Here is an 18,591-nt window from a genome sequence, read left to right on the forward strand (position 1 = left end):
TCAGCTCACCGCCGCCGGGTCGAGCGAGAACAGCTCGCGCAGCTGACCGGTCGTCAGATCCGTCACCCAGTCCTCACCGGTGCCGACCACTGTGGACGCCAGCGCCTTCTTACGCTCGATCATGGCGTCGATCTTCTCCTCCAGGGTGCCGGTGCAGATGAACTTGCGGACCTGGACGTTGCGGGACTGTCCGATGCGGAATGCGCGGTCGGTTGCCTGGTCCTCGACCGCCGGATTCCACCAGCGGTCGACATGGATGACATGGTTGGCGGCCGTGAGGTTGAGGCCGGTGCCGGCGGCCTTGAGGGACAGCAGGAACAGCATCGGCTCCGGGTCGTTCTGGAAGCGCTCGACGAGCTCGTCGCGTTTGAGCTTCGACAGTCCTCCGTGGAGCCACAGCACCGGGCGATCGAGGTGCGCGGCGAGGTAGGGCTGGAGCATGGCGCCGAACTCCGCGTACTGCGTGAAGATCAGCGCCTTGTCGCCGTCCTCGACGATCTCCTCGGTCAGCTCCTCCAGGCGGGCGAGCTTGCCGGACCGGCCGGGCAGGCGGGAGCCGTCCTTGAGCAGGTGGGTGGGATGGTTGCAGACCTGCTTCAGCTTGGTCATGGCCGCGATCACGTTGCCGCGCCGCTGGATCCCCTCGGTGCTCTCGATGACCGCCATCATGTCCTCGACCACTGCCTGATAGAGCGTCGCCTGCTCGGCGGTCAGCGTGCACCACACCTTCATCTCGTTCTTCTCCGGCAGATCCGAGATGATCGACTTGTCGGTCTTGAGCCGGCGCAGCACGAACGGGCCGGTGGCGCGCTTGAGGGCGGCCGTGGCATCGGCGTCTCCGCGCACCTCGATCGGCTCCTGGAACCGCTTGCGGAACCGTTTCGCCGGCCCGAGCAGCCCGGGATTCGTGAACTCCATGATGGACCAGAGCTCGGCGAGGTGGTTCTCCACCGGCGTGCCGGTCAGGGCGAGACGCGTGCGCGCGGGAATCGCCCGCACGGCCTGTGCCTGTCGCGTCCCGCTGTTCTTGATCGCCTGCGCCTCGTCGCACACCACGCGTCCCCATTGGACGGTGCGCAGTGCACCGAGGTCACGCAACGCCGTCCCGTAGGTCGTGATGACCACATCGGCGTCGCGCACCGCGGCCAGGAACTCGTCGTCGCGCTTGCGGGCGCCCCCGTGATGCACGTGAACCCGCAGGCTGGGCGCGAACCGGGCCGCCTCCTTCTGCCAGTTGCTGACCAGCGACATGGGGCAGACGAGCAGGGTCGGCGCCGGCTGACGCCCCTCGGCGCGCTCGGTGAGCAGGAGCGACAACGTCTGTGCCGTCTTGCCGAGGCCCATGTCGTCCGCCAGGATGCCCCCGAGGCCCAGCTCCGCCAGGAAGAAGAGCCACGACAGACCCCTTTCCTGGTACGGCCTGAGCACACCCTGGAACCCCGCCGGCGTCGGCACGGGCGTCAGCCGCTCGGCGGCGTTGCCGGAGATCAGGTCTCCGAGGCGGCCGTCAGCGTCCACCTCGACCAGGGGAAGGTCCTCGTCGCCGCCGTCGACCACCTGTTGCAGCACCTCCCCGGCGGTGACCTCGCCCTCGCGCCGCCGGTTCACCGCCTTCAGCGCCGCCTTGAGCTGCCGCTCGTCGAGCTCCACCCATTGGCCGCGCACCCGCACGAGCGGCACCTTCAGGCGCGCCAGCTCGGCCAGCTCCTCGGCGCTGACCGTGCCGTCCCCGATGACGAGGTCGATGCGGAAGTCGACGAGCTCCTCGAGCCCGAACCCCGAATCCGCGGCCGCCCTGCCCGACGGCGAAGTGGCCTTGGTGCGGGTGGTGAGCTTGAGCCCGACGGCCTTGCGGCCCGCCCACGCCGGCAGTTGCACGCCGAACCCGGCGGCCTGGAGCAGGGGTGCCGCCTGCCGCAGGAACTCGTGCGCCTCGGCGGTGGTCAGCGTCATGCCGGCGGGCTCGGCCTCGAGCAGAGCCGCGTGCAGCGACGGGAAGAGCCGGAACGCGCGCCCCAGCCCGGCGAGCAAGGTCTCGTCGGGACGCGCGGCGAGGCCCGGGAGCCGGCCGCCGTCCCAGAGGTCGTCGGCGGGCAGGTAGAGGCTCGGATCGTCGGCCGACTGCAGCGCGAAGTCCAGCGCCCAGTCGTCCTCGCCGGGCTCCGGCTCCACGAGCCGGAAGCTCACCCGCACCGGCCCGTTCGCCTCGTGCGCCGCGGCCAGCCACGCCTCGAGCGGGTGGGACAGCTCGGCGACGGCGGCGGTCCCGGCCCCAGGAAGGGCGGGGTCGACGGCCGTGAGAGCGGCGATCCAGCGGTCGGACAGGTCGGCCCGCGGCCCGGGGCGTGTCCCGGCCAGGAGCCGCTCGGGCATGACGGCGCGGGCGGCGGCGTCGAGCAGGGCGTTCAGGGCGTCGCGAAGGGTGCGCGCGGCGCCGGCCTCGGGGAGCGCCGAAGCGCGGCAGACCGGCGGCATGGCCTCGGCGAAGTCGCGGAACGCCGCGGCGTCCGAGCCGGTCAGCACCGGGCGCCACCGTGCCGCCGGCACTCCCGCCTCGGTCACGAGCTGCGGCAGCATCCGGCCCCGGCGGGCCAGGTCGCAGGCGTGACCGGCGAGCAGCGACAGATAGCGCAGCGATGCCGCGGCGGCCCACGGCCCGTCCGGGTCGGGCTCGGCCAGCGCGCCCAGGGCGGTCAGCGCCCGGTCGCCCGGAAGCACCAGGGCCGGGGTCTCCCATTCCGCCAGCCGCAGCCCCCGCGCGGGCGCTTCGCTGCCCGTCTCCGGGGACGGCAGCGGGCCCTTCGCGGCGCCGGGCAGCCGGAGGGCCAGGGTGGCCTCCTCGGCCTTGGCCAGCGCCTCCCGGACGTCGTCGGAGGAGCCGGTCAACGCCGCGGAGAGCGCGGAAGCGCCGGCGGCGAAGGGGTGGGGACGGCGGCGCGCCCGTCCCGAGGAGGTCAGGGGAAGGGCGGGATCCTCCGCCCAGAGAGCGAGCCGCCCCGGCGCTGACTCACCGGCGATCCAGACGCCATGTACGACGAGCACTGCGACTCCGATTCCGATCGACCCATGGAGACTAACGACCGAGGCGCTCCGGAGCTCAGGGCGTCACCCACTCGACCAGCTCGTACACGATGCCGTTGGGATCCGTGACCATGAACAGGCGCTCGCCCCACGGCTCCTCGCGCGGTGGCAGGGTGATCGGCGCCCCCTCCGCACGCAGGCGGTCATGCTCCGCGTCCAGGTCGTCGACCACGAACGCGACGATGGTGCCCGAGGCGTGCCGGTCCCGCAGCTCCGCCGGCAGGACCTCCAGGCCGCGGCGGAGGAACACGATGTCGACCGCGCCGTCCTCCCGGCCCAGCGACGCGAACCCGTCCGCGGACATCCGCTCGGCGAACCCGAAGTGCGTGGCGAGAAACTTGCTGGAGGCGGGGACGTCGTCGACGGTCAGTGAGACGGCGGACGAGGAGATTCGCACGGTGGCTCCCGCGGGCTGCGAAATTGTTGGACTGCGTATAAGATACACCGTACAAGAAAGGAGTGCCACCTCGTGGCGGAGGCGCGACGCACCATCGACCTGCTGTGGTTCGAGGAGCCGCAGAGCCGGCGTGGGCGCAAGAAAGGCCTGTCCCTGACGCAGGTCGTCGATGCCGCGATAGCGCTCGCGGACGCCGAGGGGCTCGACGCGGTCAGCATGCGGCGGGTCGCCCAGGAGCTGGGCGTGGTCCCCATGACTCTCTACACGTACGTACCGGACAAGGCGGCCCTTCTCGATCTGATGGTGGACGCGCTCTACCTGCGGATGGAGAGGTCGGCGGCCGGCGACCCCGGCTGGCGGGAGCGGGTGCGCACGGTCGCGGGGGACAACCGCATGTTGTACGAGCACCATCCGTGGGCCGCGGAGTTGTCGGCGAGCCGGCCGCCGCTCGGGCCCGGGCTGATGGCGAAGTACGAGCACGAGTTGCGGGCCTTCGAGGGCTCCGGGCTGGACAACGTGGAGACCGACTCGGCGCTGACGTTCGTCCTCGGTTTCGTGCAGCACTCGGCGCGCGCCGCGGTGCAGGCCAGGGCCGTGGCGGAGCGCAGCGAGCAGACCGATGCGCAGTGGTGGGAGGAGAGCGGGCCGCTGCTCGAGAAGGTGTTCGACCGGCATCGCTACCCCATCGCCGTGCGGGTCGGTGAGGCGGCGGGCGCGGAGCTGGGCGGGGCTTTCAACGCCGAGCATGCGTACGCGTTCGGGCTCGAGCGGGTGCTCGACGGCCTCGCCGCGCTGATCGAGGCGCGACCCGGGCCCGGGCCTCGCGCCGGGACGCGATCCGGGCCCGGTGCCGGCGCCGAGGCGTGACCCGGGCCCGGCGCCTACGCCGAGGCGCGATCCAGGCCCGGTGCCGGGGCCGAGGCGTGACCCGGGCCCGGCGCCCACGCCGAGACGTGACCCGGGCCCGGCGCCGGCACCGAGGCGCGATCCGGGCCAGGCACCCGCGGGACTGGGGCGTGCGCCGACGCCGGGAGCGGTGCGGGTGACGCCAGTGACCCGCGCCGCTGACCGGTGGTGGGTCGGCGACGTAGTCTTCGGGGCGTGACGGTGAACGCGGAGATCGACAGCATTCTGCAGCGGGGTGCCGACGGCGGGCGGATCACGCCCGAGGAGGCTTTGCTGCTCTACACCGACGCGCCCTTCCATGCCCTGGGGGAGGCGGCGGATGCCGTGCGGCGACGGCGGCATCCCGACGGCATCGTCACCTATCTGATCGATCGCAACATCAACTACACGAACGTCTGCGTCACCGCGTGCAAGTTCTGTGCCTTCTACCGGGCGCCGAAGCACAAGGAGGGGTGGTCGCACCCGATGGAGGAGATCCTCCGCCGGTGCGGCGAGGCGGTCGACCTCGGCGCGACCCAGGTGATGTTGCAGGGCGGCCACCACCCGGACTACGGCGTCGAGTATTACGAGAATCTCTTCTCGTCGGTCAAGGCCGCCTACCCTCAGCTGGCGATCCACTCGATCGGGCCCAGCGAGATCCTGCACATGGCCAAGGTCTCCGGCGTCTCCATCGAGGAGGCGGTCGTGCGGATCAAGGCCGCGGGCCTGGACTCCATCGCCGGCGCCGGCGCCGAGATGCTGCCCGAGCGGCCGCGCAAGGCGATCGCCCCGCTCAAGGAGTCGGGGGCGCGCTGGCTGGAGGTCATGGCCGTCGCCCACCGCAACGGCCTGAGCTCCACGGCCACCATGATGATGGGTACGGGCGAGACGAACGCCGAACGCATCGAGCACATCCGGATGATCCGCGAGGTGCAGGACCTGGCCGTCGCCAACGGGTACGTGGACTCGCCGGTCGAGGCGGACGGCGGGGTGGGCGGCTTCCGGGCCTTCATCCCGTGGACGTACCAGCCGGAGAACAACCACCTCAAGGGCCGCACCCAGGCGACCACGATGGAATACCTGCGGTTCATCGCGGTGTCCCGGCTCTTCTTCGACAACGTCGCCCACCTCCAGGCCTCCTGGCTGACCACGGGCAAGGACGTCGGCCAGCTGGCGCTGCACCTGGGCGTCGACGATCTGGGGTCGATCATGCTGGAGGAGAACGTCATCTCCTCGGCCGGCGCCCGGCACCGGTCCAACCTGCACGAGCTGATCTGGATGATCCGTACGGCGAACCGGATCCCGGCGCAGCGCGACACGCTCTACCGCCACCTGGCCGTGCACCACACCGAGGCGGACGACCCCACCGACGAGCGGGTGGTCTCGCACTACTCGTCGATCGCCCTGCCCGAGGGCGGCCGCAAGAACCTGCCCCTGGTCGACGCCCGCTGAACGGCCTGCCCGGACGGTTCGGCCGCCGCGCGCTGAACGGCTTGCCCGGACGGTTCGGCCGCCGCCCGCTGAACGGCCTGCCCGGACGGCGCGGCCAACGCCCGCTGAACGGCCTGCCGGGCTGCTTGGCCGGCGCTCGCCGAGCCGGCCCGCCCGGAGGCGCGGCCGACGCCCGATCAGCGGTCGGCCGGGCTGCTTGACCGGCGCCGGTTGAGCGGCCGCGCGCGGGCTGCTCGGTCCGGTGCGAGCCCCGGCCCGCCGGCGCCGCGCGGTCGCGCCGCCGGGTTGAGGGGTGTCGATGGGCCGTACGACCTCGTGGGTCGGCCGATCGGTCAGGTGCGGGTCGGTGGACCGGAGAGGGGCGGATTGCTCCTCGGTAACGAGGCGCGCGTCTCCCTGGCTCGCGGTGTTCGCGCTGGTTACGGTGCCTGCGTAAGACCAGAAACACCGCACCATTGAAGCGTCGCCGAGGCATTCGACCGCCGGCGGTGGGTTCGGACCCGACCGATGGCGGTCGTATATATAACGCACAAGGACCGGGCGGGATGGGTGACCATCCCGCCCGTTCTGTGTGAAACGGGCCTCCGGTGCGGGCGGGGTGACCGGATGGGGCAGAGTGGCAGCGTGACGCGCGCAGATCTGAACAAGCAGCCGCACGAGGTCGCCGAGATGTTCGACGGGGTGGCCGAGCGGTACGACCTCACCAACACCGTGCTTTCCTTCGGGCAGGATCGCGGCTGGCGGCGGGCGACCCGCGCCGCGCTGGGGCTGCGGCCGGGGGAGCGGGTTCTCGACGTGGGCGCCGGCACCGGGGTGTCGACCGAGGAGCTGGGCCGTTCCGGTGCCTTCGCGGTGGGCGCCGACCTCTCCACCGGCATGTTGCAGGCCGGGCGCCGGGTCCGCCGGGACGTGCCGCTGGTGGCCGGCGACGCGCTGAGGCTGCCGTTCGCGGACGAGGCCTTCGACGCGGTCACGATCTCGTTCGCCCTGCGCAACGTCGTCGACACCGAGGCCGCGCTGCGCGAGCTGGCCCGGGTGACCCGGCCGGGCGGGCGCCTGGTGGTGTGCGAGTTCAGCAGCCCGACGAACCCCGCTTTCCGTACGGTCTACATGTCGTACCTGATGCGGAGCCTGCCGGCCGTCGCGCGCGGCGTCTCGAGCAACCCGGACGCGTACGTGTATCTCGCCGAGTCGATCCGGGCCTGGCCGGACCAGGCGGGGCTGGCGTCCCGGATCGCCGCGTCGGGGCCGTGGAGCCGGATCGGCTGGCGCAACCTCACCGGCGGCATCGTCGCCCTGCACCGAGCCACCAAGGCATAACCCGAGCCCGAGGCATACCCGAGCCCGAGGCATACCCGAGCCCGAGGCATACCCGAGCCCGAGGCATACCCGAGCCACCAAGGCATAACCCGAGCCACCAGGGCACAGCCCGCCCCATCAAGGCGTAGCTCGCGGGGCGAACCACACCCCGAGGCGTAAAAAGCGTTATTTGCCCTATTGGAGCCGCTTACGGGTGTTAGCTCGGGGTATGACGACTATCGACCTGCTCGCCGACGACTCGGACATAGACGTCCCGATCAGCGACCGGGAAGAGGACGAGCGGAAGGCCCTCGAACTCGCCCAGCGCATCCGCCTGCTGGCCGCATCCGACCCGCGCGAGGCTCAGCGGCTGGTTGATGAGCTGATCGTGCGCCTGGACCGGGCCACGGACGGTACGTTTCGGGAATACCTGGACGGGGTGCCCAGGGAGGTCGCCGAGCGGGCTCTCGCGGGGGCGGCCGACGCGCAGGTCGGCGGCAGTTTCACCGGCCTGAAATAGTTAGGGTTCCCTAACCATAACCCGCTTCGATGCCGGTCATAGACTCCGGGCTGGGCTGGCTTGTGAACTGTTTCACGAGCCCGCGCGAGACGGAGGTGAGCCGTGAACGAGACCGTCGCCGACGAGGCAGATGTGATCGTGGTCGGTGCCGGGCCGGGCGGATCCGCCGCGGCCTACCACATGGCCAAGCACGGGCTGAGGGTGTTGCTGCTCGAGAAGACGGAGTTCCCGAGGGAGAAGGTCTGCGGAGACGGCCTGACCCCGCGGGCGGTGCGTCAGCTCGTCCGGATGGGCGTCGACACGTCCGAGAAGGCCGGCTGGCTGCACAACCGCGGCCTGCGCGTGATCGGTGGCGGCGTCCGCCTCGAGCTGGACTGGCCCGACCTCGCGAGCTTCCCCAACTACGGCCTCGTGCGCACCCGCCTGGACTTCGACGACATGCTCGCGCAGCGGGCCGTCGCGGCCGGCGCCCTGCTGCGCACCGGCGTCAACGTCACCGGGCCGGTGCTGGACGCCGACGGTCAGGCCATCGGCGTGGAGGCCAAGCTCGGCCCCGCGAAGGAACCCGTCCAGTATCGCGCGCCCCTGGTGATCGCGGCGGACGGCGTGTCCGGCAAGCTGCCGCTGGCCATGGGCCTCGCCAAGCGCGACGACCGGCCGATCGGCGTGGCCGTCCGGCGCTACTACCGTTCGCCCGCCCGCGCGAACGACGACTACCTGGAGTCCTGGCTCGAGCTGCGCAGTGCGCAGGACCGGGACCGGCTGCTGCCCGGGTACGGCTGGATCTTCGGCATGGGTGACGGCCGCGTCAACGCCGGCCTGGGCATCCTCAACTCGTCCGACGCGTTCGGCAAGACCAACTACCGGGCGATGCTGACCGACTGGCTCGGCTCGACGCCCGAGGACTGGGGCCTGCGCGGCGAGGAGAACGCCGACGGGCCGATCCTGGGTGCCGCCCTGCCCATGGGCTTCAACCGCGTGCCGCACTACACGCGCGGCATGATGCTCGTCGGCGACTCCGGCGGCATGGTCAACCCCATGAACGGCGAGGGCATCGCGTACGCCATGGAGTCCGGCGAACTGGCCGCGGAGGTGGCCGTCCAGGCGCTCGCCCGGGCCGCCGGCCCCGACCGGGAGCGGGCGCTGCGGGCGTACCCGGCGGAGTTGAAGATCCGTTTCGGTGGGTATTACCGCCTCGGTGGGGTCTTCGTGAAGCTCATCGGCAACCCGCAGATCATGCGGGTCGCCACCAAGCACGGCATGCCGCACCCGACGCTCATGCGCTTCGTGCTCAAGTTGCTGGCCAATCTGACGGATCCGCGGGACGGGGATGCCATGGACCGCATCATCAACGGCCTCACGAAGGTCGCACCCGCGGTATGAGAAGCCAGGACACCCCGGACGAGGCGCGGCGAATGCGCATTAATAGTGTGAAGCGGCCAACAGTCGAGCAGGAGACGGCATGACGCTCAATCCTTACGTACCGATCGTCGGGCTGCTGATCCTCGGTGCGCTCTTCGCCCTTTTCTCGGTGGCGATCGCCCCCATCGTCGGCCCGAAGCGCTACAACCGGGCCAAGCTTGAGGCGTACGAATGCGGCATCGAACCGGCGCCGCAGCCGATCGGCGGTGGACGCTTCCCGGTCAAGTTCTACCTGACCGCGATGCTCTTCATCATCTTCGACATCGAGACCATCTTCCTGTACCCGTGGGCCGTCTCCTTCGAGGCGCTCGGCCTGTTCGGCTTCGTCGAGATGGTCCTCTTCATCGTCACCGTCTTCATCGCCTACACGTACGTGTGGCGGCGTGGCGGCCTGAACTGGGACTGACCTCGGGATTCTTGGTCTTCAACTAAGGAAACGCAGCTATGGGAATCGAAGAGAAACTCCCGAGCGGCATCCTGCTGACCTCGGTCGAGAAGCTTTCGAACTGGGCCCGCAAGTCGTCGTTCTGGGGCGCCACGTTCGGCCTCGCCTGCTGCGCCATCGAGATGATGGCCGCCGGCGGTCCGCACTACGACCTGGGTCGCTGGGGCATGGAGGTCTTCCGGGCGTCGCCCCGGCAGGCCGACCTGATGATCGTCGCCGGCCGGGTGAGCCAGAAGATGGCCCCGGTCGTGCGGCAGATCTACGACCAGATGCCGGAGCCCCGCTCGGTCATCTCGATGGGCGTCTGCGCGTCGTCGGGCGGCATGTTCAACAACTACGCGATCGTGCAGGGCGTGGACCACATCGTCCCGGTCGACATCTACCTGCCCGGCTGCCCGCCGCGGCCGGAGATGCTGATCGACGCCATCCTCAAGATGCGCGAGAAGGTCATGGCCCAGCCGCTCGGCCCGAACGGCCGCAAGATGCTGGAGGCCCGCAAGGAGCGCGGCGACGTTCCCGTGGTGGCTCCGGGCGCGATGCCCTCCTCGTACCGGGTGGACAAGGTCCGGCGCGCCGAGTGGACCCAGGCGGTCAAGGAAGGCCGCGAGGAGCAACTCCGCATCGAGAACTGGATGAAGCTGCAGCCGCACCTGCGGGAGGGTGGCAAGTGACGACGAACCCCGGGTCCGACGGCGGCGTGCCCGCGACCCAGCCGGTCGGCGCGAACCTCGACGCCCCGGCGCAGGTCCCGCCCAGCCCCGCCAAGGGCATGTTCGGCATCACCGGCACCGGCGACGTCTCCGGCTTCGGCGGCCTGGTCCGCCGGCGTCCGACCACCGTCGACAGCCCGCGGCCGTTCGGTGGCTACTTCGACGAGGTGTACGACGCGCTGGAGGAGGCCTACCCCGGCTTCGCCGACGCGGTCGAGAAGGTCGTCGTCGACCGCGGCGAGCTGACCCTGCACATCCGGCCGGACCGGATCGCCGAGGTCTGCCAGATCATGCGCGACGACGAGTCGCTGCGCTTCGAGCTGTGCTCCTCGGTGGACGGGGTCGACTACCTGGGCAGCGACGAGCGCCGGCTGCACGTCACGTACCAGCTGACGTCCATGACCTACCGGCGCCGGGTGCGTCTGGAGGCCGCGGTCGCGGTGGGCACCAGCCTGCCGAGCGTGACCTCGATCTACCCGACCGCCGACTGGCAGGAGCGCGAGATCTACGACATGTTCGGGGTCGTCTTCGACGGCCACCCGAACCTGACGCGGATCCTCATGCCGGACGACTGGGAGGGCCACCCCCAGCGCAAGGACTACCCGCTCGGCGGCGTTCCCGTCGAGTACAAGGGCGCCGAGATTCCGCCTCCTGACCAGCGGAGGGTCTACCAATGACACAGTCCGGATACGCCACCGAACGAGAGACCACCGAGGGCCGCGTCTTCACGGTCACGGGCGGCGACTGGAACACGGTCACCGAGGGCATCGATCCGCTCAGCAACGAGAAGATCGTCGTCAACATGGGCCCGCAGCACCCGTCGACGCACGGCGTGCTCCGGCTCGTGCTGGAGCTCGAGGGCGAGACGGTCACCGAGGCCCGGCCGGTCATCGGCTACCTGCACACCGGCATCGAGAAGAACCTCGAGTACCGCAACTGGACGCAGGGCGTCACGTTCGTGACCCGCATGGACTACCTGTCCAACATGTTCAACGAGGCCGGTTACTGCCTCGCCGTGGAGAAGCTGCTCGGCATCACCGACCAGATCACCGAGCGGACGAACACGATCCGGGTCATGTTCATGGAGCTCCAGCGGGTCGCCTCGCACCTGGTGTGGCTGGCGACCACGGGCATGGAGCTCGGCGCGATCTCGATGATGCTGTACGGCTTCCGCGAGCGTGAGTACATCCTCGACATCTTCGAGGAGACCTCCGGCCTGCGGATGAACAACGGCTACATCCGTCCCGGCGGTCTCTCGCAGGACCTGCCGGAGTCGGCGGTCAAGAAGATCCGCGACTTCCTCGTCTACATGCCGAAGAAGCTCAAGGAGTACGAGGACATGCTCTCCGGCCAGGTCATCTGGCAGGAGCGCACCAAGGGCGTGGCCGTCCTCGACGTCACCGGCTGCCTGGCGCTGGGCATCACCGGTCCGGTGCTGCGCTCGGCCGGCCTGGCCTGGGACCTGCGCAAGACCATGCCGTACTGCGGCTACGAGACGTACGAGTTCGACGTCCCGACCGCGACGACGGGCGACGTGTGGGGCCGCTACCTGGTCCGGGTCGCCGAGATCCGCGAGTCGCTGAAGATCATCGAACAGGCGCTGGACCGGCTCAAGCCCGGCCCGATCTACGTCGAGGACAAGAAGATCGCCTGGCCGTCGCAGCTCGCGCTGGGCGTCGACGGGCTCGGCAACTCGCTCGAGCACGTCGCCAAGATCATGGGTCAGTCGATGGAGTCGCTGATCCACCACTTCAAGCTCGTGACCGAGGGCTTCCGGGTGCCGCCGGGCCAGGTGTACGTCGGCATCGAGCACCCGCGCGGCGAGCTCGGCGTGCACGCGGTCTCCGACGGTGGTACGCATCCCTACCGGGTGCACTACCGCGACCCGAGCTTCGTGAACCTCCAGGCCATCCCCGCGATGGCCGAGGGTGCGCTGCTGGCCGACGTGATCGCCGGCGGCGCCTCCCTGGACCCCGTGATGGGTGGGTGTGACCGCTAAATGTCGGATATTACGGTGGACTTCTCTCCCGCGGCAGCACCGCTGGCCGAGAAGCTCCTGGAGCCCGCGCGCGAGATCATCGCCCGCTACCCGGTGGGCCGCGAGCGTTCGGCGCTGCTGCCGCTGCTGCACCTCGTGCAGACGGTGGAGGGGCACGTCAGCCCCGACGGCGTGGCCTTCTGCGCCGAGATCCTGGGCATCAACAAGGCCCAGGTCGGCGCGGTCGCGACGTTCTACACCATGTACAAGCGCCGCCCGACCGGTGAATACCTCGTCAGCGTCTGCACCAACACGCTGTGCAACGTGCTCGGCGGCCAGGAGATCTACGACGGCCTGACCGAGCACCTCGGCGTCGGCCACGACGAGACCACGGCCGACGGCAAGATCACGCTGGAGCACGCCGAGTGCCTCGCGGCGTGCGACTACGCGCCGGTCGTCACGGTCAACTACGACTTCGCGATCGACGAGGCCACCCCCGACGCGGCGGTCGGCCTGGTCGAGAAGCTGCGCAACGGCGAGCGGCCCACGCCGAGCCGCGGGGCGCGCCTCTGCACGCTCAAGGAGATGCAGTTCCAGCTCGCCGGGTTCGCCGACGAGCGCGAGGGTGCGGTCGCTGACGGTGTCGCCGGCGCGCCGACGCTGCGCGGTGTGACCCTCGCGCAGGAGCACGGCGTAGCGGTGGCGAACTTCAACATCGACACGCCCATCACGACGACGAAGCCGGCCCGGGACGAGTCCGCGAAGGCCGTCAAGGACCCGGCCCCCGCGGGCGCGAAGCCGCCGGCGGCGAAGTCCGAGGGCAAGATCGCGAGCGCGGCGAAGCGGGCGGCGGGGGCGGTCAAGACCGCGGCGGCCGCCGTCGTGGACAAGGCCGAGCACGCGGTCGAGCACCGCAAGGCCGGGGCGCCGGTCAAGGCCGGCGACGTCAAGGACCCGGAGGTACGCGCCGCCGAGACGCGCAACCCCGACGGCTCCACGCCCACGCCGGACGCGTCGCAGACCGTGGCGCCCGTTCCGGGTACGCGTACGGAAGCCGCCGGAACGGCCAAGAACGCCCCCGCCGGCGACGGCAAGCCGGCCGGGGACACCCAGCGCGGCGAGAGCATCGTGAGCGAGGCCAACGCCGCCCACGAGGAGCAGTCCACCGCCTCCGAGAACCCCGGGTGGCAGAACGCTCAGCGCGGCACCGAGGAGAAAAAGTGACTCAGCCACGGCCCGAGGTGCTCCAGAAGCTCACCCCCGTCCTGACCAAGCGCTGGCTGTCGCCGGACGCGTGGAAGATCGACGTGTACGAGCGGCTCGACGGCTACGCCGCGGTCCGCAAGGCGCTGGACGTGCACCCGGACGACCTGATCCAGCTCATCAAGGACTCGGGCCTGCGCGGTCGCGGCGGCGCGGGCTTCCCGACCGGTCTCAAGTGGGGCTTCATCCCGCAGGGCGACGGCAAGCCGCACTACCTCGTCATCAACGCCGACGAGGGCGAGCCGGGCACCTGCAAGGACCTGCCGCTGATGACGTACGACCCGCACTCGCTGGTCGAGGGCGCGATCATCGCCTCGTACGCGATCCGCGCCAGCCGGGCGTACATCTACATCCGGGGCGAGGCGGTGCACGCCGCCCGCCGGCTGCGCAACGCGGTCAAGGAGGCGTACGCCAAGGGCTACCTCGGCGAGAACATCCTCGGCTCCGGGTTCGACCTGGACCTGGTCGTGCACAGCGGCGCGGGCGCGTACATCTGCGGCGAGGAGACGGCGCTGCTCGACTCGCTCGAGGGCTTCCGCGGCCAGCCCCGCCTGCGCCCGCCGTTCCCCGCGGTCGCCGGCCTGTACGCCAGCCCCACCGTCGTCAACAACGTCGGCACCATCGCCTCGGTGCCGTACATCGTGCTGGGCGGCGCGGACTGGTGGAAGAGCATGGGCACGGAGAAGTCGTCCGGCCCGATGATCTACTCGCTCTCCGGCCGGATCGCCAACCCGGGCCAGTACGAGTGCGGCCTCGGCATCACCCTGCGCGAGCTGATCGAGCTGGCGGGCGGCATGAAGCCGGGCCACAACCTCAAGTTCTGGACGCCGGGCGGCTCGTCGACCCCGCTGCTCACCGCGGAGCACATCGACACCCCGATGGACTTCGAGGGCGTGGCGGCGGCCGGCTCGATCCTGGGCACCACGGCGATGCAGATCTTCTCCGACCAGGACTGCCCGGTGTACGCGACCTGGCGCTGGCTGGAGTTCTACCACCACGAGTCCTGCGGCAAGTGCACCCCGTGCCGCGAGGGCAACTACTGGATGGTGCGCACGTACCGCCGGATCCTCTCCGGTCAGGGCACCTACCAGGACCTGGACACCCTGCAGGACACGGCGGACAACATCTTCGGGCGGTCCTTCTGCGGCCTCGGTGACGGCGCGGCCACCCCGGTCGTCTCCACGCTGAAGTGGTTCCGGCAGGACTACCTGGACTACATCGAGGGCCGGACCGCTCCGCGGCTGTCCGAGAAGGCCCTGGTAGGAGCGCACTGATGACCGACGTAGCCAAGAAGACCGACATGGTGACCTTGACCATCGACGGCGTCGAGGTCCAGGCCGAGAAGGGCGAGCTGGTCATCCGGGTCGCCGAGCGGATGGGTACGGCGATCCCGCGGTTCTGCGACCACCCGCTGCTGGCCCCGGCCGGTGCCTGCCGGCAGTGCCTGGTGGAGGTGGAGGGCCAGCGCAAGCCGGTGGCCTCCTGCACCCAGACGGTCGCCGAGGGCATGGTGGTCAAGACCCAGCTCAGCTCGCCGGTCGCCGCGAAGGCGCAGGCGGGCATCATGGAGATGCTGCTGGTCAACCATCCGCTCGACTGCCCGACCTGTGACAAGGGCGGCGAGTGCCCGCTGCAGAACCAGGCGATGTCCAGCGGCCGGCCCGACACCCGGTTCCACGAGCACAAGCGCGAGTACGAGAAGCCGATCCACATCTCCAGCCAGGTGCTGCTGGACCGCGAGCGCTGCATCCTCTGCCAGCGCTGCACCCGCTTCTCCGAGGAGATCGCCGGCGACAAGTTCATCGACCTGATGGACCGCTCGTCCGGTGAGCAGATCAACGTCTACCGCGACGACTTCTTCGGCGGCACCGGGACCGGCGACGGCCAGGTCGGCGAGGGCGCCGGCGACGTCGCGTTCAACTCGTACTTCTCCGGCAACACGATCCAGATCTGCCCGGTCGGTGCGCTCACCGGCGAGCAGTACAGGTTCCGCGCCCGCCCGTTCGACCTGGTCTCCACGCCGACGACGTGCGAGCACTGCTCGGCCGGTTGCTCCATGCGCGCCGACCACCGCCGGGGCAAGGTGCTGCGCCGCCTGGCCGGCGACGACCCGGCGGTCAACGAGGAGTGGAACTGCGACAAGGGCCGGTGGGGCTTCCGCTACGCCACCGGCTACGACCGCATCACCACCCCGCTGGTCCGCGACGCGGCCACCGGCGAGCTGCGGGAGGCCTCCTGGTCGGAGGCGCTGCTGGCGGCGGCCGAGGGGCTCACGGCGGCGAGGGGCAAGGGCGTCGGCGTGCTCACCGGCGGCCGGCTCACCGTCGAGGACGCGTACGCGTACGCGAAGTTCGCCCGCGTCGCCCTCGGCACCAACGACATCGACTTCCGCGCCCGCCCGCTGTCGGGGGAGGAGGCGGAGTTCCTGGCCGCCTCGGTCGCGGGCGTCACCGACGTCACGTACGAGGATGTCGAGAACGCGCCGTCGGCGGTCATCGTCGGGCTGGAGCCCGAGGAGGAGTGCCCGATCCTCTTCCTGCGCCTGCGCAAGGGCCACGGGAAGAAGAAGCTGAAGGTCACGGCCGTGGCGCCGTACCTGAGCCGGGGTTTCGAGAAGCTCGGCGCGACCCTGGTCCCGGCGGTGCCCGGCGACGAGGCCCGGCTGCTCGGCACCGACGCCACGGTGGCCGCCGCGCTGGCCGTGCCCGGTGCGCTGCTGATCGTCGGCGAGCGGCTGGCGAGCGTGCCCGGCGGGTTCTCCGCCGCGGCGGCACTGGCCGAGCGCACCGGCGCCCGGCTCGCCTGGGTGCCGCGGCGCGCGGGTGACCGCGGCGCGGTCGACGCGGGCTGCCTGCCCAACCTGCTGCCCGGTGGCCGCCCGGTCACCGACACCGGCGCGCGGACCGAGCTGGCCGCCGCGTGGGACGTCGAGGTCGGCTCGCTGCCGGCCGCGGTCGGCCGGGACACCGACGCGATCGTCGCCGCCGCCGCGGACGGCTCGCTCGGCGGCCTGCTGGTCGCCGGCGTGGACCCGGCGGATCTGGCCGACCCGCGCCTGGCCGAGGAGGCCCTGGACGCGGTGCCGTTCCTGGTCAGCGTCGAGCTGCGGCAGAGCGCCGTGACCCGGCGCGCCGACGTGGTCCTGCCGATCGCCCCGGCCGCCGAGAAGTCCGGCACATTCATGGACTGGGAGGGCCGGCTCCGCACCTTCGGGACGGTCCTGCCGACCGGCGTGATGACCGACGGCCGGGTGCTCGAGGCGATCGCCGCCCTGATGGAGTTCTCGCTGGGCACCGGTGATGTAGCCGCGATCCGGCGGGAGCTGGGCACGATGCCGGCCTGCCGCGCGGACCGCCCGGCGCAGCCCGCGGTCGCCGCGGCGGCCCTGCCCGAGCTCGCCTCCGACGAGGCCGTCCTCGCCTCCTGGCACCACCTGATCGACCTCGGCAGCCTGCTCGACGGCGACGAGGTGCTGGCCGGCACGGCCCGTACCCCGGTGGTGCGTCTGGGCAAGGATCTGGCCGAGTCGCTCGGCGTGGCGGACGGCGATGCGGTCACGGTCGGCACCGAGCGTGGTGCGATCACCCTGCCGGCCGCGATCACGGACCTGCCCCCGCGGGTGGTGTGGCTGCCGACGAACTCGCCCGGCTCGACGCTGCGCCGCACGCTGGGCGTCACCTCGGGCGCGGTGGTCAAGCTGACGGCCGGCAAGCCCGGCCCGATCCTCGCCCAGCAGGGGGTAAGCGCATGAAAACGGTGATTCTGGGAGCAGCTCAGGACCCGACGTTGCAGACGTTCGAGAACGACGTCTGGTGGATCACGCTGATCAAGCTGCTCGGCGTCTTCGTCATCCTGCTGCTGCTGACCCTCTTCACGATCAACTACGAGCGCAAGGTCGTGGCCCGGATGGCGGTCCGGCCGGGCCCCAACCAGGTCGGGCCCAAGGGCTGGCTGCAGAGCCTCACGGACGGCCTCAAGCTGCCGTTCAAGGAGGAGATCATCCCGAAGACCGCCGACAAGGTGGTCTACTTCCTGGCCCCGGTGATCTCGGCGACCTGCGCGTTCACCGCGTTCTCGGTGATTCCGTTCGGCCCGGTGGTGTCGATCTTCGGCCACAAGACGGCGCTGCAGCTCACCGACGTGCCGGTCTCGGTGCTGGTGCTGCTGGCCTGCTCGTCGATGGCCGTCTACGGCGTCGTGCTGGCCGGCTGGGCGTCCGGTTCGACGTACCCGCTGCTCGGCGGTCTGCGGTCGAGTGCTCAGATGATCTCGTACGAGGTCGCCATGGGCCTGTCCATCGTGGCCGTCTTCATGACCGCCGGGACGATGTCGACCTCGCAGATCGTCAAGGCGCAGGCCGGCAACGGCGCGTCGGACGTCGACATCCTCGGCTGGAACCCCACCGCGCCGAGCTGGTACGCGGTCCTGCTGCTGCCCAGCTTCATCATCTACTGCATCGCCGCGGTCGGTGAGACCAACCGCGCGCCCTTCGACCTGCCCGAGGCGGAGTCGGAGCTGGTCGGTGGCTTCCACACCGAGTACTCGTCCTTCAAGTTCGCGATGTTCTTCCTGGCCGAGTACATCAACATGATCACCGTCTCGGCGTTCGCCACCACGCTGTTCCTCGGCGGCTGGCGGGCACCGGCGCCGATCACCAGCTTCTGGGCGGGCGCCAACTCCGGCTGGTGGCCGCTGGCCTGGTGGCTGCTGAAGGTGCTCATCCTGCTCTTCGGCTTCATCTGGCTGCGGGCCACGCTGCCCCGGATGCGCTACGACCAGTTCATGCGCTTCGGCTGGAAGGTGCTGATCCCGGTCAACCTGGTCTGGATCCTCTTCCTGGCCGGCGTCCGGGTCACCAACACCCGGGTCGACGGCGGCGCGCGCTGGCTCGTCTACATCGTGGCGGCGGTGGTGGTGCTCGGCATCGCGCTGCTCTGGCCGGCGAGCAAGAAGCCGCGGGAGTACTCGATCGAGGAGCAGCTCGCGGCGCGGCCGCCGGGCAGCTTCCCGGTTCCGCCGATGGACCTCCAGGTACCGCCCAGCCCGCGCGCCCGGCGCGCGGTCGCCGAACGCCAGCCGGCCACGGTCGGCGGCACGACCACCGCCCCGGACGACGACACGTCAGACAAGGAGGTGTGA

Annotated in this window: 15 protein-coding genes; 13 read left to right on the forward strand and 2 right to left on the reverse strand. The window is 70.8% G+C overall.

The window, feature by feature from the left end; genetic code table 11:
• On the reverse strand, window positions 1-3,042 hold the full coding sequence (locus tag CLV70_RS14665) for a DEAD/DEAH box helicase (protein ID WP_106127036.1): 3,042 nt from the start codon (window positions 3,040-3,042) through the stop codon (window positions 1-3).
• 55 nt (window positions 3,043-3,097) lie between these two features.
• The gene (locus CLV70_RS14670; protein ID WP_106127037.1) at window positions 3,098-3,478 is read right to left on the reverse strand and encodes a VOC family protein; all 381 of its coding nucleotides are present in this window, start codon (window positions 3,476-3,478) and stop codon (window positions 3,098-3,100) included.
• A 72-nt stretch (window positions 3,479-3,550) separates the two neighbouring features.
• On the opposite strand from CLV70_RS14670, the gene CLV70_RS14675 reads away from it, so the two are divergent.
• The 13 genes from CLV70_RS14675 (at window position 3,551) to nuoH (ending at window position 18,591) form a co-directional block, all read left to right on the forward strand.
• The gene (locus CLV70_RS14675) at window positions 3,551-4,345 is read left to right on the forward strand and encodes a TetR/AcrR family transcriptional regulator (RefSeq protein ID WP_106127038.1); all 795 of its coding nucleotides are present in this window, start codon (window positions 3,551-3,553) and stop codon (window positions 4,343-4,345) included.
• Between the two features lie 234 nt (window positions 4,346-4,579).
• Complete coding sequence (mqnC, locus tag CLV70_RS14680) at window positions 4,580-5,815, forward strand: cyclic dehypoxanthinyl futalosine synthase (RefSeq protein WP_106127039.1); 1,236 nt, start codon at window positions 4,580-4,582, stop codon at window positions 5,813-5,815.
• A 624-nt stretch (window positions 5,816-6,439) separates the two neighbouring features.
• Window positions 6,440-7,135 (forward strand): demethylmenaquinone methyltransferase, encoded by a 696-nt coding sequence (locus CLV70_RS14685; RefSeq protein ID WP_281260455.1) that lies wholly within the window; start codon window positions 6,440-6,442, stop codon window positions 7,133-7,135.
• A gap of 208 nt (window positions 7,136-7,343) precedes the next feature.
• A complete protein-coding gene (locus tag CLV70_RS14690) occupies window positions 7,344-7,634 on the forward strand; it encodes a hypothetical protein (RefSeq protein WP_106127041.1) in 291 nt (96 codons plus the stop codon).
• A 102-nt stretch (window positions 7,635-7,736) separates the two neighbouring features.
• Window positions 7,737-9,017 carry a geranylgeranyl reductase family protein gene (locus CLV70_RS14695; RefSeq protein WP_106127042.1) on the forward strand — a complete coding sequence of 427 codons (1,281 nt, stop codon included), beginning with the start codon at window positions 7,737-7,739 and terminating at the stop codon, window positions 9,015-9,017.
• A 79-nt stretch (window positions 9,018-9,096) separates the two neighbouring features.
• Window positions 9,097-9,462 (forward strand): NADH-quinone oxidoreductase subunit A, encoded by a 366-nt coding sequence (locus CLV70_RS14700; RefSeq protein WP_106127043.1) that lies wholly within the window; start codon window positions 9,097-9,099, stop codon window positions 9,460-9,462.
• Window positions 9,463-9,500: 38 nt separating this feature from the next.
• The gene (locus CLV70_RS14705; protein WP_106127044.1) at window positions 9,501-10,172 is read left to right on the forward strand and encodes a NuoB/complex I 20 kDa subunit family protein; all 672 of its coding nucleotides are present in this window, start codon (window positions 9,501-9,503) and stop codon (window positions 10,170-10,172) included.
• Window positions 10,169-10,888 (forward strand): NADH-quinone oxidoreductase subunit C, encoded by a 720-nt coding sequence (locus CLV70_RS14710; protein WP_106127045.1) that lies wholly within the window; start codon window positions 10,169-10,171, stop codon window positions 10,886-10,888. Before CLV70_RS14705 ends, CLV70_RS14710 begins: the two co-directional genes overlap by 4 nt.
• Entirely contained in the window at window positions 10,885-12,210 is a 1,326-nt protein-coding gene (locus CLV70_RS14715) for an NADH-quinone oxidoreductase subunit D (protein ID WP_106127046.1), read from the forward strand. The genes CLV70_RS14710 and CLV70_RS14715 overlap by 4 nt, the downstream gene beginning before the upstream one ends.
• Window positions 12,211-13,413, forward strand: coding sequence for an NADH-quinone oxidoreductase subunit NuoE (gene nuoE / locus CLV70_RS14720; protein ID WP_106127047.1), 1,203 nt, complete (start codon window positions 12,211-12,213; stop codon window positions 13,411-13,413).
• Window positions 13,410-14,726: an NADH-quinone oxidoreductase subunit NuoF gene (gene nuoF, locus CLV70_RS14725; RefSeq protein ID WP_106127048.1), complete on the forward strand. Its 1,317-nt coding sequence runs from the start codon at window positions 13,410-13,412 to the stop codon at window positions 14,724-14,726. Before nuoE ends, nuoF begins: the two co-directional genes overlap by 4 nt.
• Window positions 14,726-17,203 carry an NADH-quinone oxidoreductase subunit G gene (locus tag CLV70_RS14730; RefSeq protein ID WP_106127049.1) on the forward strand — a complete coding sequence of 826 codons (2,478 nt, stop codon included), beginning with the start codon at window positions 14,726-14,728 and terminating at the stop codon, window positions 17,201-17,203. Before nuoF ends, CLV70_RS14730 begins: the two co-directional genes overlap by 1 nt.
• Window positions 17,200-18,591: an NADH-quinone oxidoreductase subunit NuoH gene (gene nuoH, locus CLV70_RS14735; protein ID WP_106127050.1), complete on the forward strand. Its 1,392-nt coding sequence runs from the start codon at window positions 17,200-17,202 to the stop codon at window positions 18,589-18,591. Before CLV70_RS14730 ends, nuoH begins: the two co-directional genes overlap by 4 nt.

The organism is Pseudosporangium ferrugineum, assembly GCF_003002065.1.
In the GTDB taxonomy this organism is placed as follows: Bacteria; Actinomycetota; Actinomycetes; order Mycobacteriales; family Micromonosporaceae; genus Actinoplanes; species Actinoplanes ferrugineus_A.